Here is a 24,300-nt window from a genome sequence, read left to right on the forward strand (position 1 = left end):
CGGCGGCTGGGGACGCATGTAGCGGGCTACCTGCGGGGGCCGGACCGGGGACGGGCGCGTGTAGCGGGCTACCTGCGGGGCCCGCGGCGGTTGGGGACGCACGTAGCGGGCTACCTGCGGGGGCCGCGGCGGCTGGGGGCGCAGGTAGCGGGCTACGTGCGGGGGGCACCGAGCACCCGGACGAACCCCGGCGGCACCACGACGTCGGCCGGGGACAGCTCGTGCACCGAGCGGCGCCCCAGCCGCAGCAGCGCGGCGTCGACCCCGCGGCGCAGCACGTCGAGCACGTCCTCGACGCCCGCCTGCCCGTCCGCGGCGAGACCCCACAGCGGCGCCCGGCCGAGCAGCACGGCCCGTGCCCCCAGGGCGAGCGCCGCGACCACGTCCGACCCGCGGCGCACCCCCCCGTCGGTGAGCACCTCGACCTCGTGGCCCACGGCCTCGGCCACGGCGGGCAGCGCCCGGACCGCGGCCGGGGTTCCGTCGAGGTTGTTGCCGCCGTGGTTGGACACCGAGATCGCGGTGACGCCCGCGTCGACGGCTCGGTGCGCGTCGTCCACCCGCACCACCCCCTTGAGCAGGAACGCACCCCCCCACTGCTCGCGCAGCCAGGCCACGTCCTCCCACGACGGCGGCGGGGTGTCCAGCCACTCCCGGTAGGCGCTGAAGAAGCCGTGCTCGGACCCGTCCGCCCGCAGCAGGTTCGGTGTGCCCAGCGTGGGCGGTGCGCCGGTGCGGGCGTAGCGGGCCAGCCAGCGGGGCCGGGCCAGGCACTGCGGGCCGAACCGCAGCGCGGTGCGCAGGTCGACGCGCTCGGGGATGGCCGGGCTGCCCCAGTCCCGCCCCTGCGAGAACGACCAGTCCGTGGTGAGCACGACGCCCGCCGCCCCCGCGGCCCGGGCCCGCTCCAGGGTGGCGGCCAGCCGGTCACGCCCGCCGATCCAGTGCAGCTGCACCAGGGTGGGCGCGCCGGCGGCGCACACGTCCTCCACGGACCGGGAGGCGAAGCAGGACAGCGCCGTCGAGACGCCCCGGCTCGCCGCGGCCCGTGCCACCGCCACCTCGCCCTCGGGGTGCACGGCCTGCACCCCGACCGGCGAGATCATCACCGGCAGGGCCAGCGGCACCCCCAGGACGGTGGTCCGCAGGTCCCGCTCCCCCACCGCGACGCCGGGGCGCGCGACGAGGCCGAGCCCGCGGTAGGCGGCGGTGTTGTCGTCCAGGGTCTGCCCGCGCTCCGAGCCGGCGTGCAGCGCGGCGTGCACGGAGCGGGGCAGCCGACGCCGGGCCCGCGCCTCGGCGTCGGCGACCGTGCTGAGCCGGCTGCGGCTCAGACGGCCTCCCGCACGGCCTCGGTGACGTGCTTGGAGCCGTTGACGCCCAGCACCCGCGGGAAGCCCGGGGGCACCACGACGTCGGACGGGGACAGGTCGTGGACCGACTTCTGCCCGAGCCCGAGCACGGCGGAGTCGATGCCGCTGCGCAGGATGTCGAGGACGTTCTCCACCCCGGCCTGGCCATTGGCCGACAGGCCCCACAGGTACGCGCGGCCGATCATGGCGGCCTTGGCGCCGAGCGAGAGCGCCTTGACCACGTCGGACCCGCGACGGATGCCGCCGTCGGTGACGATCTCGACCTCGTGGCCCACGGCCTCGGCGATGGCGGGCAGCGCCCGGATCGGTGCCGGGGTGCCGTCGAGGTTGTTGCCGCCGTGGTTGGACACCGAGATGGCGGTGACGCCGGCGTCGACGGCCTTGTGCGCGTCGTCCACCCGCATCACGCCCTTGAGCATGAACGGCCCGCCCCACTGCTCGCGCAGCCAGGCGACGTCCTCCCACGTCGGCAGCGGGGTGCCCATCCACTCGCCGTAGGCGCCGAAGAACGTGGGCGCCGGGCCACCGTCGGGCGGGGCCAGGTTCGGGGTGGTCAGGTCGGGGATGGTGCCGGTGCGGGCGAAGTCCCACAGCCACTTCGGCCGCAGCGCGCACTCGGGGCCGAACTTGACGGCGGCCTTGAGGTCGACCTTCTCCGGGATGGCCGGGGAGCCCCAGTCGCGCCCCTGGGAGAACGACCAGTCCAGCGTCATGATGAGCCCGACGGCGCCGGCCGCGCGGGCCCGCTCCATGCGCTGCACCAGCACGTCGCGGCTGCCCACCCAGTACATCTGGAAGAACGTCTGCGGGCTGGCCGCGCACACGTCCTCGATCGACTTGGACGCGAAGCTGCTGAGTCCCATGGTGATCCCGCGGGCGGCGGCCGCCCGGGCGACGGCGACCTCGCCCTCGGGGTGCACCGCCTGCACACCCGTCGGGGAGATCATCACGGGCATGCTCAGCGGCTGGCCCATGACCGTGGTGGACAGGTCGCGCTCGCCCTGCAGCCCGGCGACGTGCGGGGCGAACCCCAGCTCGCCGTACGCGGCGGTGTTGTCGTCGACGGTGAGCCCGCGCTCCGAGCCGGCGATGAGCGCGTCGTAGACCGACTTCGGCAGCCGCTTCTTGGCCCGCCGCTGCGCCTCGGCGACGGTCTCGAACCACGGGTTGCCCGCAAACCCCAGCAGCGCCATCAGCGCGTCACCTCCAGGCCCGCGACCGGGCTCTCGTCGCACAGGCTGACCGGCGGCCGGGTCATCAGGGTCAGCGGCACCGGCTTGGGCGCCTGCCCGCGCACCGGTCCGCTGTGGGAGTGGTCCCCGGTCGGCTTCGGGTTGGTGCTGCGGTCGACCTCGCCGAGCGCCAGCTCGCCGTAGCCCTGCACGCACTCCGGGTCCGGGCCGTCCAGGGGCAGCCCGGTGAAGAACTTGGCCGCCATGCAGCCGCCGCGGCAGGAGTCGAAGTGCTGGCACTTGGTGCAGGCGCCGCCGGTCTGCGGGCTGCGCAGCTCGGTGAACAGCTCGGAGTGCTGCCACACCTGCTGGAACCCGCCGTCGTGCACCAGGTTCCCGGCGAGGAACGCGTCGTGGATGGCGAACGGGCAGGCGTAGACGTCACCGATCGGGTCGATCAGGCACACCACCCGGCCGGCGCCGCAGAGGTTCAGCCCGGGCAGCGCGTCGCCGAACGCCGCCAGGTGGAAGAACGAGTCCCCGGTCAGCACGCCCTCGCCGTGGGCGACGAGCCAGTCGTAGAGCTCGCGCTGCTGCTCCATCGTCGGGTGCAGCTCGTTCCACACGTCGGCGCCGCGGCCGGCGGGGCGCAGCCGGGTCAGCCGCAGGGTGGCGCCGTAGCGGTCGGCCAGGGCCTTGAACTCGTCGAGCTGGGAGATGTTGTGCCGGGTGCAGACCACGGAGATCTTGGCGTCGGAGAAGCCGGCGTCGGCGAGGTTCTGCAGGGCGCGACAGGCCATGTCGAAGCTGCCCGCGCCGCGCACCGCGTCGTTGACCTCGGCGGTCGCGCCGTCCATCGAGATCTGCACGTCGACGTAGTCGCTGGCCGCGATGCGCCGGGCGACCTCGGCGGTGATCTTCACGCCGTTGGTGGAGAACTTGACGCCCACCTGGTGGCTGGTGGCGTAGTCGACCAGCTCCCAGAAGTCGGGCCGCACGGTGGGCTCGCCGCCGCCGATGTTGACGTAGAAGACCTGCATCCGCTGCAGCTCGTCGATGACGGCCTTGCACTGCTCGGTGCTCAGCTCGCGGGGGTCACGCCGGCCCGAGGCGGACAGGCAGTGCACGCAGGCGAGGTTGCAGGCGTAGGTCAGCTCCCACGTCAGGCAGATGGGCGCGTCCAAGCCGAGCTCGAACTGGTCGACCAGCCGGCCCACCTTCGGGGTGTCGGTGCGCGGTTCGGCGACGGCGGTCACGGGGTCTCCTGGGAGTCGGGGGCGGCGGGGTCGCGGCGGACGATCATGTTCGAGTCGACGAGGGTCTGCAGCGCCCTCGCGTAGGCGGGCAGCGCGGCGTCGGAGACCCCGGCGGCCACGCACGCGGCGCGGCCGTCGGGGTGCTCCGCCAGCGAGTCCACGATCCCGACGACGGTGCGGTTCTTGAGGAACGAGAGCCGCCGCGTCCCGAAGTGGTAGAGCAGCGCGCCGAAGGGCTCGGGGCGCACGGCCACGCGGGGGTGGACCTGCCAGGGCAGGTCGAGGACGTCGGTCGTGGTCACGCTGGGGCTCGTCATCGCGGTGGGGTGCCGGGCCGGGTCAGTAGACGCCGCACATGCCGTCGATGGAGACCTCCTCGACGAGGGTCTCCTCCACGAGGACCTCGTCGTGCTGCGGGCTGTTCGGGGTGGCGGCCATGGTGTCTCCTCCTGGTCGGGACTTGTGACGTGGACCATAATGGCACCGAGTGCCAGGGGGAAGGGGTCCGGTGGACGATCTCGGAGACGTCGCGTCCCGGGTGGGGCGACGCCCCGCCACCACGGTGACCCGGGTCAGCCACGTCGGTCTCGAGCTCTTCGCCCGCGACGGCTTCGAGGCCACGAGCGTGGAGGCGATCGCCGAGGCCGCGGGCATCTCGCGGCGCACCTTCTTCCGGTACTTCCCGTCGAAGAACGACGTGGCCTGGGGCGACTTCGACTCCCAGCTCGGCCACATGCGCCGCTTCCTCGCCGGCCTCGACGGCGGCCTCCCGCTGCGCGAGGAGCTGCGCCTGGCCCTGCTGGACTTCAACACGTTCCCGGCCGAGGAGGCGGGCTGGCACCGCGAGCGGATGTCGCTGCTGCTCGAGGTGCCTGCGCTGCAGGCGCACTCGGCCCTGAAGTACGTCGGGTGGCGCCAGGTGGTGGCCGAGCACGTCGCCCGCCGCCGGGGCCTGGCGCCGGGGGACCACCTGCCCCGCACCGTCGGCTGGGTGCTGCTGGGGGTGGCGCTGGCCGCCTACGAGCAGTGGCTGGACGACCCGCGCCTGGACCTGCTCGACCTGCTGGCCGCCGGCACCGACCTGCTCGGGGCCACGCTGGGACCGGACCCCACCGCGCGCTGAGGGTGCCGACCTGCCCGACCGGGCAGGTCCCCGACTGCCCGACCGGAGCGGCTTGGCTGCCGTCCGGAGGGTTGTGACCCGGGCCACTTACCGCGGGGCGGGGGCGCTCCTACCGTCACGGCCACGCCCCGGCGTGCACCCCCGGACCCCGGCCACGCCCCGCGCGGCCCGGCTGCCGCGGCGACGCGGCCGGACCCCCGGCTCCCGTCCCACCCCCCACCCGAGAGGACACGACCATGAAGGTCGACGACCTGCTGAAGCCGTTCCCCATCAAGGAGTTCCACCCGTTCCCCCGGGCGATGATGGGTCCGGGAGCCCACGAGATGATCGGGCCCGAGGCGCTCAAGCTGGGCTTCAAGAAGACCCTGGTGATGACGTCGGGGCTGCGCGGCACCGACATCGTCCACAACATCGTCGAGTCGATGCGCTACCACGGCCTCGAGGTCGAGGTCTACGACCAGGTGGAGTCCAACCCCAAGGACTACAACGTCATGGACGCGGTCGCGCAGTACCAGTCCACCAAGTGCGACTCTTTCGTCTCCATCGGCGGCGGCTCCAGCCACGACGCCTGCAAGGGCGCCCGCATCGCGGTGGCCCACGACGGCCGCAACGTCAACGAGTTCGAGGGCTTCAACCAGTCCGAGAACCCCAAGAACCCGCCCCACATCGCCGTCTCCACCACCGCGGGCACCGGCTCGGAGACGTCGTGGGCCTACGTCATCACCGACACCACGACCGACCCGGACAACCCGCACAAGTACGTGGCCTTCGACGACGCGTCGGTCACCACCCTGGCGATCGACGACCCGGTGCTCTACTACGACTGCCCCACCGACTACACCGCGCAGTGCGGGTTCGACGTCCTGGCCCACGCCTCCGAGCCCTACGTCTCGCGGCTGAACTTCCAGCCGTCGCTGGGCAACGCGCTGCACGCCATCAAGCTGACCTCGGAGAACCTCCGCGCGGCGGTCTGGAACGGCCAGGACCTCGCCGGCCGCGAGGGGATGATGTACGCGCAGTACATCGCCGCCCAGGCGTTCAACTCGGGCGGGCTGGGCATCATCCACTCGATCAGCCACGCGGTGTCGGCGTTCTACGACACCCACCACGGCCTGAACAACGCGGTCGCGCTGCCCCGGGTGTGGGCGTTCAACATGACGGCCAACTACCCCAAGTTCGCCGACATCGCCCGCGCCATGGGCATCGACACCCACGGCATGACCGACCAGCGGGCCGCGCACGCCGCCCTCGAGGCGTCCATCCAGCTGCTCCGCGACGTCGGCATCACCGAGAAGTTCACCGACGTCACCAAGGACAGCTACTCCAAGAACCGCCTCGGCACCGGCCCGACGAAGTTCTACGAGAACGCCGGCGTCATCACCGGCGACGACGCGGACGTCGACCGCATCACCCGCCACGTGCTCGGCGACGCCTGCACCCCGGGCAACCTCAAGGAGTGCACGTTCGAGACCGTGCGCCCCGTCGTCGACCACTGCATGAACGGCGACCTGGACGACCTGCTCGGCTGACGCCGGGCCCGCTCGCCCGCCGCGGGCGGCACCGGTACCCACCCCGGTGCCGCCCGCGGCGCACCACCCCACCCCGCCTGGAGAGGCCCGCAGTGAGCGACCCCACCCCCACGTCCACCGGCACGACCTTCGAGACCGTCGACGACGTGGTGACCGCCTTCGCCGAGCACGGCTACATCGCCGACACCAAGCTCGCGACCACCGTCTTCCTGCAGACCCGGCTCGACAAGCCCGTCCTGCTGGAGGGCCCGGCCGGGGTGGGCAAGACCGAGCTGGCCAAGACCCTGGCCCTGGCCAGCGGCCGCAAGCTGCTGCGGCTGCAGTGCTACGAGGGCCAGGACGAGACCAAGGCCCTCTACGAGTGGGACTACGGCAAGCAGCTGCTCTACACCCAGGTGCTGCGGGAGAAGATCGGCCAGCTCGTCGCCGACGCCCCCGACATGGCCTCGGCCGTGGAGCGGATCGCCGCGCAGGACAGCGTCTTCTTCTCCGAGCGCTTCCTCGCCCCCCGCCCGCTGCTCGAGGCCGTGCGCTCCGAGCAGCCGGTGGTGCTGCTCATCGACGAGGTCGACCGCGCCGACGAGGCCCTCGAGGCCGTCCTGCTCGAGGTGCTCGGCGAGGGCCAGGTGTCGGTGCCCGAGCTGGGCACCTTCACCGCCACCACCCCGCCGTGGGTCGTGCTGACCTCCAACAACACCCGCGACCTGTCCGCGGCCCTCAAGCGCCGCTGCCTGCACCTGTTCCTCGACTACCCCACCGCCGAGCGCGAGCTGGAGATCGTCGAGACCAAGCGGACGGGCCTGACCACGGCGCTCGCCACGCAGCTGGTCGAGGTGGTCCGCGGCCTGCGCGAGCTGGACCTGCGCAAGAGCCCGTCGATCTCGGAGACCATCGACTGGGCCCGCACCCTGGCCGTGCTGGGCGCCACCGAGCTCACCCCGCGGCTGCTCAACGACACCGTCAGCGTGGTCGTCAAGTACGACAAGGACGTCCGCAAGGCCAGCGAGGCGCTGCCCCGCCTCGTCGACCCCAACGCCGTCGTCGAGGAGGCCCACGGGCACGGCCACGGTCACGGGCACGGCCACGACGAGCCCCCCGCGCCGCCGGTCACCGCGCCGCCCGCCGCCCGTGGGCGCCGCGACGACCCCGAGGACGCGCGCAACGACGACACCGGCCGCGCCAAGCGGGCGGGCAAGGACGCCCCCGGCCGCCACGACGACGGCTACTACGGGGGCAGCGCGGGCGCCGACGGGGCGGGCAGGCCGGCCGCGCCCCGGGCCCCGGTGCCCTCGAGCCAGGGCAGCCGCAGCTTCCTCGGCAGCCGGCCGAGGAAGAAGGCCTGAGCGGTGGAGCGCAGCGTCCACCGGTTCGTCCGCATCCTGCGGCTGCGCGGGGTCCGGGTCTCGGTGCCCGAGCTGCTCGACGCGCTGCGGTGCGCCGCCCAGCCCGGGATGCTCGCGGACCGCGACCTGCTCCGCGAGGCGCTGCGGGTGGCCCTGGTCAAGGACCGGGCCGACGACGAGGTGTTCACCGAGGTCTTCGAGAAGTTCTTCCGCCTCGTCGCGGTCAGCCCCGCGCAGACCGGGCACGGCCACGGGCACGGCCACGACGACCTCTCCGACACCGGCTCGCTGGACCAGTTCACCCTGTCCGAGGAGCCGGGCCAGCTGCCGCAGCAGGGCCACGAGCACGGCAAGCCCGCGGACATCAAGGACTTCTTCGACCCCGACGACATGGCCACCCAGTACAACCTGCACCAGGAGGCCAACAAGATCGACCTCGCCGCGATGACCGACGAGATCGTCTTCTCCAAGGACTCCACCGAGCTGCTCGGCGAGGGTGCGCGGGTGCAGATCGAGGCCGACCGGCTGCACGGCGGCGGCGCCCCCGGCAGCATCTCGACCTCCACCGGCACCCGGGTGGCCGCCGACCTCTCCGTCGCCGAGAGCGAGGCGCTGTTCGGCTGGCTCGACGACCTGCCCGTGGACGAGGCCAGCGCCGGGGACATGTCGGACTCCGCGTCCGACCTGCGCCGCCGCCTCGCCGGGGTGCTGAACAACCTGCCCGCCGCGCTGAAGAAGCACCTCGAGAGCCTGCTGGCGCTGGAGGACCGCGTCGTCGAGGGCGGGGACGACGAGCGCGTCGCCGAGGTCGACCACGTCGGGGAGCACGAGCGCGCCGAGCTCGAGGACTCGCTGCGCCGGCTCACCGCCAGCCTGCACGGCGCGCTGACCCACCGGCACAAGGTCGGGGCGCGGGGACGCATCGACTCCGGGCGCACCATGCGGCGCAACCTGCGCTACGACGGGGTGCCCTTCCGCCCGGTGACCGTGATGCGCACCGAGGACAAGCCGCGGCTGGTGCTCCTGGCCGACGTGTCGCTCTCGGTGCGGGCCACCGCACGCTTCACCCTGCACCTGGTGCACGGCCTGCAGGACCTGGTCAGCCAGGTGCGCACGTTCGTCTTCGTCGACGAGCTGGCCGAGGTGACCGACCTGTTCGCCGACCACCCCGCCGAGCACGCGCTGGGCATGGTCTTCGGCGGGGACGTCATCGACGTCGACGCGCACTCCGACCACGGCGCGGCCTTCGCCCAGTTCCTCGACGAGCACAGCGGCGCGCTGAACCGCCGCACCACGCTCATCGTGCTGGCCGACGGGCGCAGCAACGGCGCGGACCCGCAGCTGGAGCGCTTCGCCGAGATGAGCCGCCGGGTGCGCGAGACCATCTGGCTGACCCCGGAGCCGCGGTACTCCTGGGGCCTGGGCAGCTGCGACCTGCCCGCCTACGCCGAGCACTGCGACCGGGTGCGGGTGGTCCGCGACCTCACCGGGCTCTCCCACACCGCGCAGGACATGGCCGCGGAGACGGCGGGCCGGTGAGCGCGCCCGCGGTGGTCGACCCGGCCGGTACCACCGCGGCCCGGCCGGTGCTCGACGCCCTCGCCCGCGGCGTGCGCGGCCGCTTCGTCCACGGCCACGTCCGCGTCGTCCGCGAGGCCGGGCCGCGCCGGGTGCGGGTGCACCGCGCGGGGCCGCGGCTGCTGGTGCGCCACGGCCTGCTGCCCGCCGACCTCGACGAGCGGCTCGTCCCGCTGCTCGCCGCGCAGCTCGACGACGTCGACGAGCTGGCCGTGGTGCTGACCGGGGTGGTGCTGTCCACGGTGGACGACCCGCTGCGCGCCTGGACCCGGTACTACCGGCAGAGCCTGGCCCAGCTCGAGCGCGGCGCCACCGGCCTGGGCCCGGTGCACGCGCACGCGGTGGGGCTGCTGCGCGGGCGCGACGTGCTCGAGCTGGGGTCCTGCTTCGGCTTCCTCGCCCTCGCCGCGGCGGCCCGCGGGCACCGCGTCACCGCCACCGACGTCAGCCCGGGCACGGTGGCGCTGCTCGAGGCCGTCGCGCCGCGGCTCGGCCACGCCCTGGGCACCGCGGTGTGCGACGCCGCGGCCGTGCCCCGCCCGGACGGCTGCGCCGACACGGTGCTGGCCGTCCACCTGCTCGAGCACGTCGACGCGGCCCACGGTGCCGCGGTCGTCGCCGAGGCCTTGCGCCTCGCGCGGCGGCGGGTCGTGCTCGCCGTCCCCTTCGAGGACGTCCCGGACGCGGCCTACGGGCACGTCCGCACCTTCACCGCGGCACAGCTGCGTGCCACCTGCGTCGACGCCCGTCCCGGAGACGACTGGTCGATCGACGTCCACTCCCACCACGGAGGCTGGGTGGTGCTCGACCGCGTCACCCGTTCACGGACAGGAACCCCATGACCACGACCGACACCGGCGTCGCGTCCACCCCGGCGCGCACCGTCACAGACCAGTCCCACGTCCACGACGCGGGCGAGCTCGCCCCCGCGGCCAACCCCGGGATGGTGGGCGTCCCGACGTTCCTCGTCGGCGCGATCGCGCTCGGGCTGACCTCGGTGGGCTACGTCCCGGCCACCGCCGCCGCCTCGATCATCGCGATCGTCCTGGGCGCCACCGGCGTCGGGCAGGTGATCGCCGCGGTGTGGGCGATCCGGGAGGGCCAGGCCGCCGTGGCCGCGGTGTTCGGCATCTTCGGCGGGTTCTGGCTCAGCTACGCCATGCTGGTGATGGGGCTGACCCACGGCTGGTACACCTCGGCCGCCGGCGAGGCCTCCGCCGCGACCGACGCCGTGGCCGCGCAGAAGGTCTTCCTGCTGACCTGGCTGATCGCGGTGGTCGTGCTGACCCTGGCCTCGCTGCGCCTGCCGCTGGCGTTCACCGTGCTCTTCGCGCTCGTCGCGCTCTCGCTGCTGCTCTCCTTCCTCGGGGTGCAGACGTCCTCCACCGCGCTCGGCGAGGCCGGCGGCTACGCGGTGTTCGCCTTCACCCTCGTCGGCGTCTACCTGTTCTTCGACGCCTTCTCCGTCGCCACCGGCGGCAAGGCCCTGCCCCTGGGCAACCCCGTCGTCGGCTGACCCCCGCCCCTGCATCCCGCGGGCTCGACGTCGCGCAGACCCTGTGGGGACGGCATCGAGCCCGCGGGACGCATCCTGGCGGTGTCAGATGAGGCCGGCCTTGGAGGCGGCGTAGACGGCCTCTGCGCGCCGGGACACGTGCAGCTTGCGCATGATGTTGCTGGCGTGGAACTTCACCGTGGTCGCCGAGATGTACAGCCGCCCACCGATGTCGGCGTTCGACAGGCCCGCCGCGAGCAGCCGCAGCACCTCCAGCTCGCGCTCGGTGAGCTGCTCGCGCTCGGCCGGCCGGTGGTTGAGCGAGCGCACCACGGCGGCGGCGCTGCGGGCGTCGAACGCGCTCTCCCCCTGCGAGACCGCGCGGATGGCCCGGACCAGCTCGGTGGTGTCGACGTCCTTGACCACGTAGCCGCGGGCCCCGGCGTGCACCGCGCGCACCACCAGGTGCTCGTCGAGGAACGTGGTCAGCACCAGCAGGCCCAGCCCGGGGTGGGCGCGGGAGAGCTGCGCGCACAGCTCGAGGCCCTCGTCGTCGCTGCGGGAGGAGAGCTTGAGGTCGAGCACCACCACGTCGGGGGTGCGGCGGGCGACCTCGACCACCGCCGCCTCGAAGGACGCGGCCTCGCCGACCACGTCGAGGTCGTCCTCCCGCTGCAGCACCGAGCGCAGCCCCTCGCGCAGGATGGCGTGGTCGTCGACCAGCACCACCCGCACCGGCGCGCTCACGACCCGGCCCCGGTGGGCAGCGGCACCCGGGCCCCGATGCGGATGCCGCCGAGGCGCGCCGTGCGGATCTCGAACGTCCCGCCCAGCTCGCGGGCGCGCGTGGCCATGTTCGCCAGCCCCCGGTGCTGGCCGTCGACGTCGCCCGCCTCGGCCACGGCCAGCGCCCGGCGCAGCACCTCGGGCCGGCCGTGGCCGTCGTCGGCCACCGACACCGCGACCTCGCCGGCCCGGTAGGACAGCCGCACCACCGCGCGGGAGGCACCGGCGTGCACCGCGGTGTTGAACAGCGCCTCCCCCGCGATCCGCAGCAGCGCGTGCTCCACGTCGACCCCGAGCTCGCGCGGGCTGCCCTCCACCCGGACCGTCACGGCGAGCTCCTCGGGCTGGTGGACCGTGGTCAGCTGCTCGAGCAGCTCGGGCAGCGAGGCCCGCTCGGGCCCGTCGTCGTGGTTCAGGGCGTAGATCGCGGTGCGCAGCTGCTCCACGGCGCGGCGGGTGAGGTCCTTCGCGGTGCCGAGGCGCTCGACGACGACGGCCGGGTCGACGCCCGGGTCGCCCACCTCGGCGCGGCACAGCTCGATCTGCATGCCGGCCGAGAGCACCCGCTGGGTGACGCTGTCGTGCAGCTCGCGGGCGATGCGGTGGCGCTCGGCGTCGAGGGCCTCGCGGCGGTGGGCGACACCGAGCTGGCGCTGGGTCAGCTGCAGCTCGGCGTTGCGCTCGGCCAGGGCGGCCGCGTGCCGGGTGGACTCGGCGTAGGCGTGCTCCGAGCGCTCCAGCAGCACCTTGCCGGAGGTGAACAGGGCCGAGTTCTGCAGCGCCACCGCCGTCTGCCCCGCCAGGATGGTCAGCACCGCGGTGTCGGTGGCGTCGATGGTCCGCTCGGCCGGCGTCCACGCGACGAACGCCCCCACCACCCCGCCGTCGAGCACGATCGGGACGTGGGTGTGGTGGGCGGGCCCGTCGTCGTGGTGGGCCAGCCCGCCCTCGCGCGTGGCGCCGAGGTGCGCCAGCACGGGGGCGGGCAGCGGCAGGTCGGTGGGGTGCGGGTAGCCGTCGGGGCCCAGGACGAGCTGGCGGGGCCGGGCCTCGGGCAGCGCGCCGTCGGAAAGGGCGAACACCACCCACTCGGCGGAGAGGTGCTCCGCGGCGGCCTCGACGACCGCGCGGACCAGCGTGTCCGGCCCCTCCACGGTGCGCACCAGGGCACGCGAGATCGTCTCCAGCGCGTGCACCACCCGTTCCAGGCGCTCCGCGACCCCCCGGTACTCCGGGTAGAAGCTGCCCTTGCCGGAGCGGACCCCGGTCAGCGCGGCCAGGTCCGGCCAGGGGCTGCCCCCGGCCTCCGGCTCGCGCGTCCGGCTCACAACGCAGCCGCGAACAACGCCTCGATCTCGGCGTGCGTGGCGGTACGGGGGTTGGTCGACATGCAGGCGTCGCGCAGCGCGAGCTCCGCCAGCCGGGGCAGGTCCGCCCGGCTGACCCCGAGCTCGCCGAGCCCGGCGGGCACCCCGATGCCGCGGGAGAGCACCCCGACGGCGTCGGCCACCGCGTCCGCGGCCTCGGCCGCCGCCCCCGCCGCCTCGGTGAGCCCGAGCGCGCGGGCCACCTCCCGGTAGGGCTCCGGGTCGACCCGGGCGTTGAACCGGATGACGTGGGGCAGCAGCACCCCGTTGATGACGCCGTGGGGCAGGTCGAGCATGCCGCCGACGGGGTGGCTCATGGCGTGCGTGGCACCGAGGATCGCGTTGGTGAAGGCCAGGCCCGCCTCGAGGCTGGCCTGCGCCATCCGCTGCCGGGACCCGACGTCGCCCGGGTGGTGGATGGTGGCGGCGAGGTTGCCCGAGACCAGCGAGACCGCCCGCAGCGCGTGGCCGTCGGTGAGCGGGTTGTGGGCCAGGGAGACGAACGCCTCGATGCCGTGGGTGAGGGCGTCGAGCCCGGTGGCCGCGGCGAGCCAGTGCGGCATGGTCGTCAGCAGCCGGGGGTCGATGACGGTGACGTCGGGGACGAGCACGCGGCCGATGATGGTGATCTTGGTCAGCCGGGTGGTGTCGCTGACGATGCAGAACTGCGACACGTCGGCCCCGGTGCCCGAGGTCGACGGCACCATGACCAGCGGCGGGATGGGCTGGGTGACGCGGTCGACGCCCTCGTAGTCCAGGATCGACCCGCCGTTGGCCGCCAGCACGGCGATGCCCTTGGCGCCGTCGATCACCGAGCCGCCGCCGAGGCCGATGAGCACGTCGCAGCCGGACGCGGCGTAGAGCTCGTGGCCCGCGGTGATCTCGTGGTCCTTGGGGTTCGGGGTGAGCCCGTCGTAGACCACGGGGCGCAGCCCGGCGTCGACGAGGTGCGCCCGCAGCTCGGCCACCCAGCCGGCGTCGGTGAGGCCGCCGTCGGTGACGAGCATGGGCCGCACGGCACCCAGGCGGGCCGCGGCGAAGGCGGCCTCGCCCAGCGAGCCGGGCCCGAAGACGATCTCCGGGGCGTGGAACTTGGAGATCCGCGGTGCCCCGTCCCGCGGGCCCGCGCCGGGTCCGAGTCCGCCCGGTGCGCCGTCTGCCCGCGGCACGTCGTGGTCGGTCAGCAGCACCGCACACCCCCCTCGACCCGGCTCGTGTGACCGAGGTTACATGCCGGGTCGGCGGCCCCTGCTGCAACGAGGTCGCAACCCCGGACCTGCTGCGGCCCACCGGCAGCGGACCGCGCCCGAGCCGTCACGCGGTGCGGTGGATGCTGCCCTCGGTCTCGGTGAGCCGGCGCCCGTCACCGCCCCAGCGGCCCGCGATGATCTCCGCGGCGATGGCCACCGCGGTCTCCTCCGGGGTGCGCGCGCCCAGGTTGAGCCCGATGGGGCTGTGCAGCCGGGCGAGCTGCTCCTCGGTCACCCCCGCCTCCCGCAGCTGGGCCTCCCGGTCGTCGTGGGTGCGCCGGGAGCCCATCGCGCCGACGTAGGCGGGACGGGCGTCCCAGCCGTCGTCCCCGAGGGCCAGGGTCAGCAGCGGCACGTCGAACTTGGGGTCGTGGGTGAGCACCGCGAGCACGGTGCGCTCGTCGAGCCGGCCCGCGTCCCGCTCCGCCCGCAGGTAGCGGTGCGGCCAGTCGACGACGACCTCGTCGGCCTCCGGGAAGCGCTGAATGGTGGCGAACACGGGTCGCGCGTCGCACACGGTGACGTGGTAGCCGAGGAACGCGCCCATCGCCGCGGTGGCGGAGGCGAAGTCGATGGCCCCGAACACCAGCATCCGGGCCTTGGGGGCGTAGCTGGCGACGAAGACCTCCATGCCCTCGCCGAGCCGCTCGCCGTCCGGGCCGTAGCGCAGGGTGGCGTTGCGCCCGCCGGCGAGCAGGCCCCGGGCGTCGTCGGCCGCGGCGGCGTCCGCGCGCGGCGAGCCGAGGGTGCCGCTGACCGAGTCCGGCAGCAGCACCAGGCGCTGGCCGACGCGGCGGTCGTCGGGGTGGCGGGTGGTGGTGGCGACCGCCACCGGGACCCCGGCCGCGATCGCGGCGGCGACGTCCTCGAGCTCGGGGAAGGTCTGCCGGTCCACCTTCTCGACGAACACGTCGAGGATGCCGCCGCAGGTCAGGCCGACCGCGAACGCGTCGTCGTCGGAGACGCCGTAGCGCTGCAGCTGCGGCACCCCGTCGGCGACCACCTCCTTGGCCAGCTCGTAGACCGCGCCCTCGACGCAGCCGCCGGAGACCGAGCCCACCACCGACTCGTCCCCGGCCAGCAGCATCGACGCGCCGGGCTGGCGCGGCGAGGACCGCCACGTGCCCACCACGGTGGCCAGGCCCACGGGCCGGTCCTCCCGCCACCACCTCAGGACGTCGTCCAGCACCTCACGCACGGGCGATCACCTCCACGAGCTCCTCGAGGGCCACGAGCGAGTGGCCCGAGACCAGGGTGTCGATGGCGGGCAGCGCCGCCGCGATGCCCGACTGCACCGGGGCGTAGCCGGCGCGCCCGGCGTGCGGGTTGGCCCACACGAGCGAGCGGGCCAGCCGGGAGAGCCGGGCGGCCTGCCGGCCGAGCAGCTCCGGCCCGCCGCGCTCCCAGCCGTCGGAGAACAGCACCACCACCGCGCCGCGGGCCAGGCCGCGCTGGCCCCAGCGGTCGGTGAAGACCTTGAGCGTCTCCCCCAGCCGGGTCCCGCCCGCGTAGTCGGGCACCGACGCGGCCACGGCCCGCAGCGCCACGTCGATGTCGGGGTGGCGCATCGCCCGGGTCAGCCGGGTCAGCCGGGTGCCCAGGGTGAAGGTCTCGACGTGGGCGGGGGCGCAGCGGGTGAGCACGTGCGCGGTGCGCAGCAGGGAGTCCGCGTAGGGCGACATGGAGCCGGAGACGTCGATGAGCAGCACCAGCCGGCGCGGGCGGCGGTCGCGGGCGTGGTGGGCGGGCCGGACCACCTCGCCGCCGGCGTGCAGCATGCGGCGCACCGTGGCCCGGGGGTCGACCGCACCGCGCCGGGCCGGGGTGCGGCGCAACGCGCGGCGGGTGGCGGGCCGGTAGCGCAGGCCGGCCAGCAGCCCGGCCACCTCGTCGCGCTCGGCCTGGCTGAGCTCGCTGAAGTCCTTGCGGCGCAGCACCTCCTGCTCGCTGGCGGCGGTGGACAGCGAGTCCTGGTCGTCGTCGCGGTCCCCGCTGCGCTGCGGCGGCGTGCCGGTCAACGACGCTATGGCCGACGGCTTCGGCGCCTGCGGCGGGGTGCGGGTGGTGACGACCTCGCGCCCGGAGTACCAGGCGGCGAAGGCGGCGTCGTAGCGCGGCAGGTCGTCGGGCTGGGCGCACAGCGTGATGCGCCCGGCCCAGTAGGTCTGCTCCGGGCTGGCCACGTCGACGCAGGACAGGGCGGTGAGGAAGCTGCGGCCGCGGGTGGCGTCGGCGGCCACCCCGCAGGCGCGCAGCACCCGGACGAAGCCGAGGTAGCCCAGCAGCGGGTCGGGCGGCTCCTGGGTTCGCACGGCGGTGACGAGGCCGTCACCGTTCCCGGGGGGCGTCACGGCGTCACGAGGCCAGCAGCTGGTCCAGGCCGATCTGCACAAGCTTGTCGGCGTCCTCCCGGTACTTCAGCACCGCCCCGAGGGTGGCGGCGGCGGACTCGACGTCGAGGGTGGTGCGGCCCAGCGCGGTGAGCGCCGCGGCCCAGTCCAGGGTCTCGGCCACCCCGGGGGGCTTGAGCAGGTCGAGGCTGCGCAGCGCCCGGCTGGCCACCGCCACCTGGTGGGCCAGCGACGCGCTCACCCCGGGCTGCGCGGTGCGGACGATCTCGATCTCGCGGGCCAGGTCGGGGTGGTCCACCCAGTGGTAGAGGCAGCGGCGCTTGAGCGCGTCGTGCACCTCCCGGGTCCGGTTGGAGGTGAGCACGACCAGCGGCGGGGTGGTGGCGACGACCTCGCCGAGCTCGGGGATGGAGACGCGGTTCTCGGCCAGCACCTCGAGCAGGAACGCCTCGAACTCGTCGTCGGCGCGGTCGATCTCGTCGACCAGCAGCACGCAGGGGGCGCGGCGCAGCGCCTCGAGCAGCGGCCGGGCCAGCAGGAAGCGCTCGGTGTAGAGCTCGGACTCCGCCGCGTCGACGGTGCCCGCGGCGTCCGCCCCGGTGGCCTCGAGCGCGCGCAGGTGCAGCAGCTGGCGGGGGAAGTCCCAGTCGTAGAGCGCCTGGCTGGCGTCGATGCCCTCGTGGCACTGCAGCCGGATCAGCGGCAGCTCGAGCGCGGTGGCCAGGGCGCTCGCCAGCGCGGTCTTGCCGGTGCCGGGCTCGCCCTCGCAGAACAGCGGGCGCTTCATCGCGTGGGCCAGGAACGCGGCCGTGGCCACGCCGTCGTCGGGCAGGTAGCCCACCGAGCGCAGCGCCGTGGTCATGTCGGCCGGCGAGGAGATGTCCACGCGACCACCCTAGGCTCGGGTGTGACGACGGCCACCACCGACGGTGTTTCGGCAACGCCTCTGCAACCCTGCCGTGCGATGACCGCCGAGCCGACCCCCGAGCCGACCGCCGAGCCGCTGCCCGTCGTCCTGCCCGACGGGACGGCGCTGCCCGCGACCGTGCACCCCGGCCCGCCGGGGGCGCCCGTCCTCGTCGTCCTGCCCGGCATCGGCGTCGCTGCCCGGTCCTACCGCCACCTCGCCGCGGCCCTGGTGCAGCGGGGCCTGCAGGCCGTCGTCGTCGAGCTGCGCGGGCAGGGCAGCAGCACGCAGGTCGGCCGCGGGAGCACCCACGGCTACCACGCGCTGGCGTCTGAGGACGTCCCCGCGGTGCTCGCCGCCACCGCGCGGCGGCTGCCCGGCGCCCCGCTGCTGCTGCTCGGGCACAGCCTCGGCGGGCAGGTGGGGGTCATCGCGGCCGCGCTGGCCGCCGACCGGGGCGCGCCGCCGGCGGGGGTGGTGCTGGTGGCCGCGGCGACACCCCACTTCCGGGCGTACCCGCCGGTGCTCGCGGCGCGGAACCTGCTGGGCACGTCCGCGGTGGCCGCGGTCGCGGGCGCGCTGGGCTACTGGCCGGGTGACCGGCTGCGCTTCGCGGGGCGGCAGTCCCGGGTGCTGGTGCGCGACTGGGCGCGGCTGGCCCGCACCGGCCGCTACGCCCCCGCCGGGGCCGGGGAGACCGACTACGAGGCGCTGCTCCCCCGGCTGGCCGTCCCCGTGCTGGCCGTCTCGCTGGCCCGCGACGGCATGGCCCCGGCTCGCGCCGTGGACCGGTGGGCGCAGCGGCTGCCCGCCGCGGCGCTGACCCGCGCGCACGTGCCCGAGCCGCTGGGGCACACGGGCTGGCTGCGCCGGCCGGGGGCCGTCGCCGACCTCGTCGCCGCGTGGTGGGCGGCGGGACGTGGCACGGTCGGGGACAACACCCCCACCCCCTGAAGGAGACCCCCACCGTGCCCATCGCCGGCATCCAGGACTACAGCCACGTCCGCGTCACCGTCACCGACATCGACCGCAGCCGCGCCTTCTACGACGCGGTCTTCGGCTTCGACGTCTACGCCGAGCTCCCGCCGGACGCGGACGAGGAGACCCGCGAGAAGCTGTGGTTCGTCTTCGGCGGCGTGATCTACCAGTTCGCCGGCGGGCTGCTGGGGCTGCGGCCCGTGGCGCAGGCCGGGGACGCCTTCGACCCCGACCGCGTCGGCCTGGACCACCTCAGCTTCACCGTCGCCGACGAGGACGCGCTGCACGCGGCCGCCGCGGTGCTCGACGAGCTCGGCGTCGCGCACGAGGACGTCAAGGTCGCCGACGGCATGGGCCTGCTGGAGTTCAAGGACCCCGACGGCATCGCGCTCGAGATCTTCGCCGCGGTCTGAGCGGTGGGCCGCTGATGTTCACCGGCTTCGACCACACCCGGGTCCCGACCGACGGCGCCACGATCGACGTGGTGCACGCCGGCTCGGGGCCCGCGGTGCTGCTGCTGCACGGCTTCCCGCAGACGAGGGCCATGTGGTCGCGGGTGGCCGAGGACCTCGCCGCGGACCACACCGTGGTGGCGCTGGACCTGCGCGGGTACGGCGACTCCAGCCGGCCCGCCGACGGCGACGACCACGCCGGGCACAGCTTCCGGGCGATGGCCGCCGACGCGGTCGCGGTGATGACGGCGCTGGGCCACGAGCGGTTCACCGTCCTGGGCCACGACCGCGGCGCCCGGGTGACCCACCGGCTGTGCCTGGACCACCCGGAGCGGGCGGTGCGGGCCGCGGTGCTCGACGTGCTGCCCACGCGCCACGTCCTGGCCACCGCCGACCGCGTCGTCGCCCAGGCGTACTACCATTGGTTCTTCCTCACCCAGCCCGAGCCGCTGCCGGAGACGCTGGTCGGGGCCGACCCGGGGTGGTACCTGGACTGGTGCCTGCAGGCGATGAGCGGCGGCGGGCCGGGCGGGTTCACCGACGCCGCGCGCGCGGAGTACCGCCGGGCGGCGGGGCTGGCGGGCTCCGTGCACGCCTGGTGCGAGGACTACCGGGCGGCGGCGAGCGTCGACCAGGTCCACGACGAGGCCGACGCGGCGGCAGGACGGCGCGTCACCGTGCCGCTGCTCGTGCTGTGGGGCAGCCGCGGGCTCGTCGGCGGGTACTTCCCCGACGGTGCCGACCCCCTGGAGGTGTGGCGGCGCTGCGCCGACGACGTCCGCGGCCACGTCGTCGAGGGCGGCCACTTCCTCGTCGAGGACAACCACGCCGACACCCTCGCCGCGCTGCGGGCGTTCCTGGCCGAGGAGCCGCCCGCGTCTCGGGGATGATGGGGCGGTGTCCGGACTCGAGCGCTCGGCGGTCCCCGCCGGGCTGCGCCGCCGGGCCCGGGACGCCCCCGACTCCGCCGCCGTGCTCGGGCTCGCGCGGGTGGGGCTCGCCGCCTACGGCGTGGTGCACCTGCTGATCGCCTGGCTGGCGCTGCAGCTGGCGTGGGGGTTCCGGGGCCGCGACGCCGACCAGAACGGCGCGCTCGGTGCGGTGGCCGACACCACGTGGGGACCGCTCATGCTGCTCGTCCTGGCCACCGGGCTGGCGGCGCTCGCGCTGTGGCAGGTGGGCGAGCTGCGCTGGCTGTGGCGCGACGCCGGGCCCGACGGCGGCCGGCGCGCCGCGGTGATCGGGACCGTCGAGTCGGTGGGCAAGGCACTGGTCTACCTGGCGCTGGCCGCGCTGGCCGTGCGGTTCGCCACCGCGACGGCCTCACCGGTCGACGCCGGGGAGCGGACCACGGCCGGGGTGTTCGCGCTGCCCGGCGGGCGGCTGGCCGTGGGGGTGGTCGCGGTGGTGGTGGCCGGGATCGGGGTGCGGCAGTGGGTGACCGGGCTGCGCGCTGACTTCCTCGAGGAGGTCGACACCGACGGCGCCTCCCCGGCACGGCAGGCCGTGGTGCGCTGGCTCGGCCGGGTCGGGTTCCCGGCCAAGGGCACCGCGCTGGTCGTCGTCGGGGCGCTGTTCGCCACGGCCGCGTGGACGTTCGACCCCGCGCAGGCCACCGGGCTCGACGGTGCGCTGCGGGCCATCCTCGCCGCGCCGTACGGCCGGGTGCTGCTCAGCGTGGTCTCGCTCGGCATCGGGGCGTTCGGGTTGTTCAGCCTGGTGCGCGCCCGCTACCCGTCCCGCACCTGACCCGGCCGGCCGTTCCCCCGCACACTGCGGGCAGTGTGCGGCCTCGTCCGCCCGGCCCCGGCCACACCGCGGGCAGTGTGCGCCGCAGGTCGCGGGCTACCTGCGCGCTGCGACGGCTGGGCCGACGCAGGTCGCGGGCTACCTGTGGTTGGGGGCGGGGCCGCGGGGGCGTCAGGCGGGGTGGTCGTCCTCGGGGGTGTCGACGTCGCGGCCGGTGGCGAGGTCGCCGCACTCGACGAGCTCGACGCCGGCACGGCCGCGCAGGAACGCCCGCGCCCCGCGGTCGCCCGTCGCCGACGCCGCCACGGCCACCCAGTGCTCCCGGGCCAGCAGCACCGGGTGCCCGGCCACCCCGTCGTACGCCGCCCGCGCCACGTCCGCGCCCCGCACCCGCCCGGCCTCGAGCACCCGGGCGACCACGTCCGCACCGACGTCGGGGGTGTCGACGAGGTGCAGCACCGCGTGGGTGGCGTCGGTCGCCGCGGCCGCACCCAGGCCGGCCCGCAGCGACGCCCCCATGCCCGTCTGCCAGCCCGTCGCCACGACGACCTCGGCCCCCGCGGGCACCAGCGCGCGCGCCTGCCCGGCGGCCGCGCCGAGCACGACCACCACCCCCGCGCACCCCCCGTCGGTCAGCGCGGCGACGGCGCCCCGCAACCACCCGCCGTCGTGGGCCAGCGCCTTGGGCGAGCCGTAGCGGGTGCCGGACCCGGCCGCGAGCAGCACCCCCTGTGAACGAAACCTCGCGTCCTGGGTGCAGCTATCACACACGGACGACCTGCTCGATCGCGTCGCACAGGGTCGGCCACACCGCGCGGGGCAGGTCGTGGCCCATGCCGGGGACCTCGACCAGCGCGCACCCGGGGATGGCGGCCGCGGTCGCCCGCCCGCCGGAGGGGCGGATGACGCGGTCCCGGTCCCCGTGCAGCGCCACCGCGGGGATGCGCAGCCGCCCCAGGTCGGCGGTGCGGTCCCGCTCGGCGACGCACGCGGCGAGCTGGCGGCCGCCCCCGGTGCCGTCGGTCTCGTCGCGGGCCGCGGCCCGGCGGGCGGCCACCCGCACGTCCTCGTCGTCCACCTCGTCGCGGCCCACCGACCCGATGCGGCGGAACGAGGCGACGAGGCCCTCGACGGGGTCGGCGGCCGGCGGGCGCAGGAACTCCGGCACCATGCGCGGGCTCACCTTCCCGGTGCGGCCGTCCCCGGGGCGTCCCATCACCGACACCAGGCCGGTGACGAGGTCGGGGTGCCGGATCGCGACCTCCTGGGCCACCATCGCGCCCAACGAGGCCCCGACCACGGTCGCCCCGCCCGGCGCCACCTGCCGCAGCAGCCCGCCCGCGTCGTCGGCCATGTCGGCCAGTGTGTACACCGGGTGGGCCCGGCGGCGGACGAAGCCCCAGGCACTGATCCCGGGCCCGTTGAACGCCGTGGATCGGCCCACGTCGCGGTTGTCGAACCGCACCACGCGCAGCCCGCGGGCGACGAGGGCCGCGCACAGGTCGTCGCGCCACCAGTCCAGCGACAGCCCGAGGCCCATCACCAGCAGCACCGTGGGGTCCCCCTCGTCCCCGAGGACCTCGTGGCACAGGCGGACGGCGCCGACGTCGGCGAGGCGCTCGGTCATGCCCCCGGGTTCGCCCGGCGCGCCGATCACGGTTCGGCCGCGACCGTCCGCCCACCCGGCCGTGGTGGTGACGTGGGCCACTCCGGGTGTGGAACGCTGGGACCCGTGAGCACCGGGCGGCGCGGACGGGCGGCGCGCGCGGCAGCCGAGGACGGCCCGGCCGTCGCCGCGCTGCTCGACGAGCGTGCCGCCGTGCTGGACGTCCTGGACCGGGTCAGCACCCTGAGCAGCACCTCCCGCACCATCCGCGACGCCACCGGGGCGCAGGCGGCCTTCGTCGCCGACCTGCCCGAGCGCGACGGCCCCGCGGTGATCCGGTGGACCTCCGGCACCCGCGGCACGGCGCTCTCCGAGCTGGTCGTGCCCACCGGTCGCGGCATCGGCGGGCAGGTGCTGGCCACGGGCGGCCCCGCCGCGGTGCCCGACTACCTCACCTCGAGCCGCATCACCCACCACTACGACGCCCCCGTCAGCGCCGAGGGCCTGGGCGCGATGATCGCGGTGCCGGTGACGAGCCGGTCCGGGGACATCGTCGCCCTGGCCTACGCGGCGCGGCGCGGGGACGGCGCGTTCGGCGACGTGGCGCTCGACCAGCTGCGCGGGGTGGCCGCGCAGGCGGGGGCGGCGCTCGACGTGGCCGCGGGCGTCGAGCACCGGCTGCGGGAGGCGGTGGCCGACGAGCGCCGTCGCATGCAGCTGGCCATGCACGACTCGGTGGGGGCGATGCTGTTCTCCATCGGCGCCCAGGTGCACGACCTGCACGAGGCCTCGCGGCGCAACCCGGCGCTGGGCCGCCGGCTGCGCCGCATCGAGGCCGACGTCTCCGCCGCCTCGGCCGCGCTGCGGGAGTCGCTGCTGGCCCTGGGCGAGGCGCGCAGCGAGCCGCACACCGCGGCCGCCGTCGCCGCGGCCGCGCACTGCCGCTCCTTCGAGTCCCGCACCGGGGTGCCCGCCCGGCTCGTGGAGCTCACCGCGCTGCCCACGCTCGACACCGACCGCACCGCCGCGCTCGTCGCCGCCGTCCGCGAGGGCCTGGCCAACGCCGAGAAGCACGCCCGCGCCTCGTCGGTCGTCGTCAGCATCGGGGTGTGCGGGGGCGGCGTGCAGGTGGCGGTGAGCGATGACGGGTCCGGCGACGGCCCGGCCGACGCGTGCTTCTCCTCCGGGCTCGGGGTGGCCGCGCTCTCGGAGCGGGCGGAGAACCTGGGCGGCCGGGTCAGCCTGGTCCGCGACACCGACGGCGCCACGCTGCGCACCTGGGTGCCGCTGGACGGCGAGGCGGCCTCGTGACGACGGTGACGGACCCGACCACCCCGTCGCGACCGGCCACCGTGCGGGTGATGGTCGTCGACGACCACCCCGTGGTCCGCGACGGCGTGGCCCTGCTGCTGCGCACCGACCCGGGCTTCACCGTCGTCGGCGGGGCGAGCACCGGGCGCGCGGCGGTCGAGGCCGTCGCCGACGTGGCCCCGGACGTGGTGCTGCTGGACCTGCGGCTGCCCGACGGCCCCATCCCCCCGGTGGTGGCGGGGCTGCTGGAGCGCCGCCCTGGGCTGCGGGTGGTCGTCTTCACCGCCCACGGCGAGCGCCACGCCGTGCGCGCGGCCCTCGACGCCGGCGCGCACGGCTGCCTGCTCAAGGACGCCGGGACCACCGACCTCGTCGCCGCGCTGCGGGCGGTGCTGCGCGGGGAGCGGGTGGTGGACCCCCGGGCCGACCCGGGCGCGGCCGCCACCGGCACGCCGGAGCTGACCCGTCGGGAGTTCGAGGTGCTGCGGCTGGCCGCGCAGGGCAACACCAACCCGGAGATCGCCACGGCGACCGGCCTGGCCCGCAACACCGTCAAGACCTACCTGCAGACCACCCTGCAGAAGCTCGGCGCCCGCAACCGGGTCGAGGCCATCGCGATCGCCAGCGAGGCCGGCCTGCTCTGAGCCGTGCGTGACAGCTGCAGCCAGGGCCCG

General features: G+C 75.4%; 25 protein-coding genes. 12 read left to right on the forward strand and 13 right to left on the reverse strand.

The window, feature by feature from the left end; translation table 11 throughout:
- Nucleotides 1–152: 152 nt before the first annotated feature.
- From mftD (ACYVOF_RS16040) to mftA, 5 genes are read right to left on the reverse strand one after another with little or no spacing between them, the layout of a single operon-like run.
- The gene (gene mftD, locus ACYVOF_RS16040) at nt 153–1,334 is read right to left on the reverse strand and encodes a pre-mycofactocin synthase MftD (RefSeq protein ID WP_460868479.1); all 1,182 of its coding nucleotides are present in this window, start codon (nt 1,332–1,334) and stop codon (nt 153–155) included.
- A complete protein-coding gene (gene mftD, locus ACYVOF_RS16045; protein ID WP_460868196.1) occupies nt 1,331–2,566 on the reverse strand; it encodes a pre-mycofactocin synthase MftD in 1,236 nt (411 codons plus the stop codon). The genes mftD (ACYVOF_RS16040) and mftD (ACYVOF_RS16045) overlap by 4 nt, the downstream gene beginning before the upstream one ends.
- Nucleotides 2,566–3,801: a mycofactocin radical SAM maturase gene (gene mftC / locus ACYVOF_RS16050; RefSeq protein ID WP_460868198.1), complete on the reverse strand. Its 1,236-nt coding sequence runs from the start codon at nt 3,799–3,801 to the stop codon at nt 2,566–2,568. Before mftC ends, mftD (ACYVOF_RS16045) begins: the two co-directional genes overlap by 1 nt.
- A complete protein-coding gene (gene mftB, locus ACYVOF_RS16055) occupies nt 3,798–4,118 on the reverse strand; it encodes a mycofactocin biosynthesis chaperone MftB (protein WP_460868200.1) in 321 nt (106 codons plus the stop codon). Before mftB ends, mftC begins: the two co-directional genes overlap by 4 nt.
- Nucleotides 4,119–4,140: 22 nt before the next feature.
- On the reverse strand, nt 4,141–4,239 hold the full coding sequence (mftA, locus tag ACYVOF_RS16060; RefSeq protein WP_460868201.1) for a mycofactocin precursor MftA: 99 nt from the start codon (nt 4,237–4,239) through the stop codon (nt 4,141–4,143).
- 70 nt (nt 4,240–4,309) lie between these two features.
- Between mftA and mftR the strand changes: the two genes are divergently transcribed.
- From mftR to ACYVOF_RS16090, 6 genes are all read left to right on the forward strand, one after another.
- Entirely contained in the window at nt 4,310–4,924 is a 615-nt protein-coding gene (gene mftR, locus ACYVOF_RS16065; RefSeq protein WP_460868203.1) for a mycofactocin system transcriptional regulator, read from the forward strand.
- Between the two features lie 236 nt (nt 4,925–5,160).
- Nucleotides 5,161–6,453 carry an NDMA-dependent methanol dehydrogenase gene (mdo, locus tag ACYVOF_RS16070; protein ID WP_460868204.1) on the forward strand — a complete coding sequence of 431 codons (1,293 nt, stop codon included), beginning with the start codon at nt 5,161–5,163 and terminating at the stop codon, nt 6,451–6,453.
- 92 nt (nt 6,454–6,545) lie between these two features.
- Nucleotides 6,546–7,796 (forward strand): AAA family ATPase, encoded by a 1,251-nt coding sequence (locus ACYVOF_RS16075; RefSeq protein ID WP_460868206.1) that lies wholly within the window; start codon nt 6,546–6,548, stop codon nt 7,794–7,796.
- A 3-nt stretch (nt 7,797–7,799) separates the two neighbouring features.
- Nucleotides 7,800–9,335: a VWA domain-containing protein gene (locus ACYVOF_RS16080; RefSeq protein WP_460868208.1), complete on the forward strand. Its 1,536-nt coding sequence runs from the start codon at nt 7,800–7,802 to the stop codon at nt 9,333–9,335.
- Nucleotides 9,332–10,216 (forward strand): mycofactocin oligosaccharide methyltransferase MftM, encoded by an 885-nt coding sequence (mftM, locus tag ACYVOF_RS16085; protein WP_460868209.1) that lies wholly within the window; start codon nt 9,332–9,334, stop codon nt 10,214–10,216. Before ACYVOF_RS16080 ends, mftM begins: the two co-directional genes overlap by 4 nt.
- Nucleotides 10,213–10,890, forward strand: a complete 678-nt coding sequence (locus ACYVOF_RS16090; RefSeq protein ID WP_460868211.1) for a GPR1/FUN34/YaaH family transporter — start codon at nt 10,213–10,215, stop codon at nt 10,888–10,890. Before mftM ends, ACYVOF_RS16090 begins: the two co-directional genes overlap by 4 nt.
- An 84-nt stretch (nt 10,891–10,974) precedes the next feature.
- Here the strand turns inward: ACYVOF_RS16090 and ACYVOF_RS16095 are convergent, their stop codons facing one another.
- From ACYVOF_RS16095 to ACYVOF_RS16120, 6 genes are all read right to left on the reverse strand, one after another.
- The gene (locus ACYVOF_RS16095) at nt 10,975–11,616 is read right to left on the reverse strand and encodes a MadR family response regulator transcription factor (protein WP_460868213.1); all 642 of its coding nucleotides are present in this window, start codon (nt 11,614–11,616) and stop codon (nt 10,975–10,977) included.
- A complete protein-coding gene (locus ACYVOF_RS16100; protein ID WP_460868215.1) occupies nt 11,613–12,983 on the reverse strand; it encodes a MadS family sensor histidine kinase in 1,371 nt (456 codons plus the stop codon). The genes ACYVOF_RS16095 and ACYVOF_RS16100 overlap by 4 nt, the downstream gene beginning before the upstream one ends.
- Complete coding sequence (locus ACYVOF_RS16105) at nt 12,980–14,191, reverse strand: iron-containing alcohol dehydrogenase (protein WP_460868481.1); 1,212 nt, start codon at nt 14,189–14,191, stop codon at nt 12,980–12,982. Before ACYVOF_RS16105 ends, ACYVOF_RS16100 begins: the two co-directional genes overlap by 4 nt.
- Nucleotides 14,192–14,336: 145 nt before the next feature.
- Nucleotides 14,337–15,470 (reverse strand): XdhC family protein, encoded by a 1,134-nt coding sequence (locus ACYVOF_RS16110; RefSeq protein ID WP_460868216.1) that lies wholly within the window; start codon nt 15,468–15,470, stop codon nt 14,337–14,339.
- Nucleotides 15,463–16,584: a vWA domain-containing protein gene (locus ACYVOF_RS16115; RefSeq protein WP_460868483.1), complete on the reverse strand. Its 1,122-nt coding sequence runs from the start codon at nt 16,582–16,584 to the stop codon at nt 15,463–15,465. Before ACYVOF_RS16115 ends, ACYVOF_RS16110 begins: the two co-directional genes overlap by 8 nt.
- 43 nt (nt 16,585–16,627) lie before the next feature.
- Nucleotides 16,628–17,485, reverse strand: a complete 858-nt coding sequence (locus ACYVOF_RS16120) for an AAA family ATPase (protein WP_460868485.1) — start codon at nt 17,483–17,485, stop codon at nt 16,628–16,630.
- Between the two features lie 102 nt (nt 17,486–17,587).
- Here ACYVOF_RS16120 and ACYVOF_RS16125 point away from each other — a divergent pair, with 102 nt between their 5' ends.
- From ACYVOF_RS16125 to ACYVOF_RS16140, 4 genes are read left to right on the forward strand one after another with little or no spacing between them, the layout of a single operon-like run.
- Nucleotides 17,588–18,484, forward strand: coding sequence for an alpha/beta fold hydrolase (locus tag ACYVOF_RS16125; protein ID WP_460868218.1), 897 nt, complete (start codon nt 17,588–17,590; stop codon nt 18,482–18,484).
- A 14-nt stretch (nt 18,485–18,498) separates the two neighbouring features.
- On the forward strand, nt 18,499–18,921 hold the full coding sequence (locus ACYVOF_RS16130; protein ID WP_460868220.1) for a VOC family protein: 423 nt from the start codon (nt 18,499–18,501) through the stop codon (nt 18,919–18,921).
- Nucleotides 18,922–18,935: 14 nt separating this feature from the next.
- Nucleotides 18,936–19,850, forward strand: a complete 915-nt coding sequence (locus ACYVOF_RS16135; protein WP_460868222.1) for an alpha/beta fold hydrolase — start codon at nt 18,936–18,938, stop codon at nt 19,848–19,850.
- A 7-nt stretch (nt 19,851–19,857) separates the two neighbouring features.
- Nucleotides 19,858–20,709, forward strand: coding sequence for a DUF1206 domain-containing protein (locus ACYVOF_RS16140; RefSeq protein ID WP_460868224.1), 852 nt, complete (start codon nt 19,858–19,860; stop codon nt 20,707–20,709).
- A gap of 171 nt (nt 20,710–20,880) precedes the next feature.
- Here ACYVOF_RS16140 and ACYVOF_RS16145 read toward each other — a convergent pair whose 3' ends face one another.
- Both ACYVOF_RS16145 and ACYVOF_RS16150 read right to left on the reverse strand, forming a co-directional pair.
- Nucleotides 20,881–21,480: a nucleotidyltransferase family protein gene (locus ACYVOF_RS16145; protein ID WP_460868226.1), complete on the reverse strand. Its 600-nt coding sequence runs from the start codon at nt 21,478–21,480 to the stop codon at nt 20,881–20,883.
- A complete protein-coding gene (locus tag ACYVOF_RS16150) occupies nt 21,473–22,336 on the reverse strand; it encodes an alpha/beta fold hydrolase (protein WP_460868228.1) in 864 nt (287 codons plus the stop codon). The genes ACYVOF_RS16145 and ACYVOF_RS16150 overlap by 8 nt, the downstream gene beginning before the upstream one ends.
- Before the next feature lie 105 nt (nt 22,337–22,441).
- Between ACYVOF_RS16150 and ACYVOF_RS16155 the strand changes: the two genes are divergently transcribed.
- A complete protein-coding gene (locus tag ACYVOF_RS16155) occupies nt 22,442–23,626 on the forward strand; it encodes a GAF domain-containing sensor histidine kinase (protein WP_460868230.1) in 1,185 nt (394 codons plus the stop codon).
- Complete coding sequence (locus ACYVOF_RS16160; protein ID WP_460868232.1) at nt 23,623–24,270, forward strand: response regulator; 648 nt, start codon at nt 23,623–23,625, stop codon at nt 24,268–24,270. The genes ACYVOF_RS16155 and ACYVOF_RS16160 overlap by 4 nt, the downstream gene beginning before the upstream one ends.
- The last annotated feature ends 30 nt before the right edge of the window (nt 24,271–24,300 follow it).

It is taken from the genome of Rhodococcus aerolatus, assembly GCF_054783215.1.

What these genes read in the sequence shown, in the direction of transcription:
- mftD (WP_460868196.1), bottom strand. Translation starts at nt 2,566, where the DNA reads ATGGCGCTGCTGGGGTTTGCGGGCAACCCGTGGTTCGAGACCGTCGCC.
- ACYVOF_RS16135 (WP_460868222.1), top strand. Translation starts at nt 18,936, where the DNA reads ATGTTCACCGGCTTCGACCACACCCGGGTCCCGACCGACGGCGCCACG.
- ACYVOF_RS16150 (WP_460868228.1), bottom strand. Translation starts at nt 22,336, where the DNA reads ATGACCGAGCGCCTCGCCGACGTCGGCGCCGTCCGCCTGTGCCACGAG.
- mdo (WP_460868204.1), top strand. Translation starts at nt 5,161, where the DNA reads ATGAAGGTCGACGACCTGCTGAAGCCGTTCCCCATCAAGGAGTTCCAC.
- mftA (WP_460868201.1), bottom strand. Translation starts at nt 4,239, where the DNA reads ATGGCCGCCACCCCGAACAGCCCGCAGCACGACGAGGTCCTCGTGGAG.
- ACYVOF_RS16090 (WP_460868211.1), top strand. Translation starts at nt 10,213, where the DNA reads ATGACCACGACCGACACCGGCGTCGCGTCCACCCCGGCGCGCACCGTC.
- ACYVOF_RS16120 (WP_460868485.1), bottom strand. Translation starts at nt 17,485, where the DNA reads ATGACCACGGCGCTGCGCTCGGTGGGCTACCTGCCCGACGACGGCGTG.
- mftB (WP_460868200.1), bottom strand. Translation starts at nt 4,118, where the DNA reads ATGACGAGCCCCAGCGTGACCACGACCGACGTCCTCGACCTGCCCTGG.
- ACYVOF_RS16125 (WP_460868218.1), top strand. Translation starts at nt 17,588, where the DNA reads ATGACCGCCGAGCCGACCCCCGAGCCGACCGCCGAGCCGCTGCCCGTC.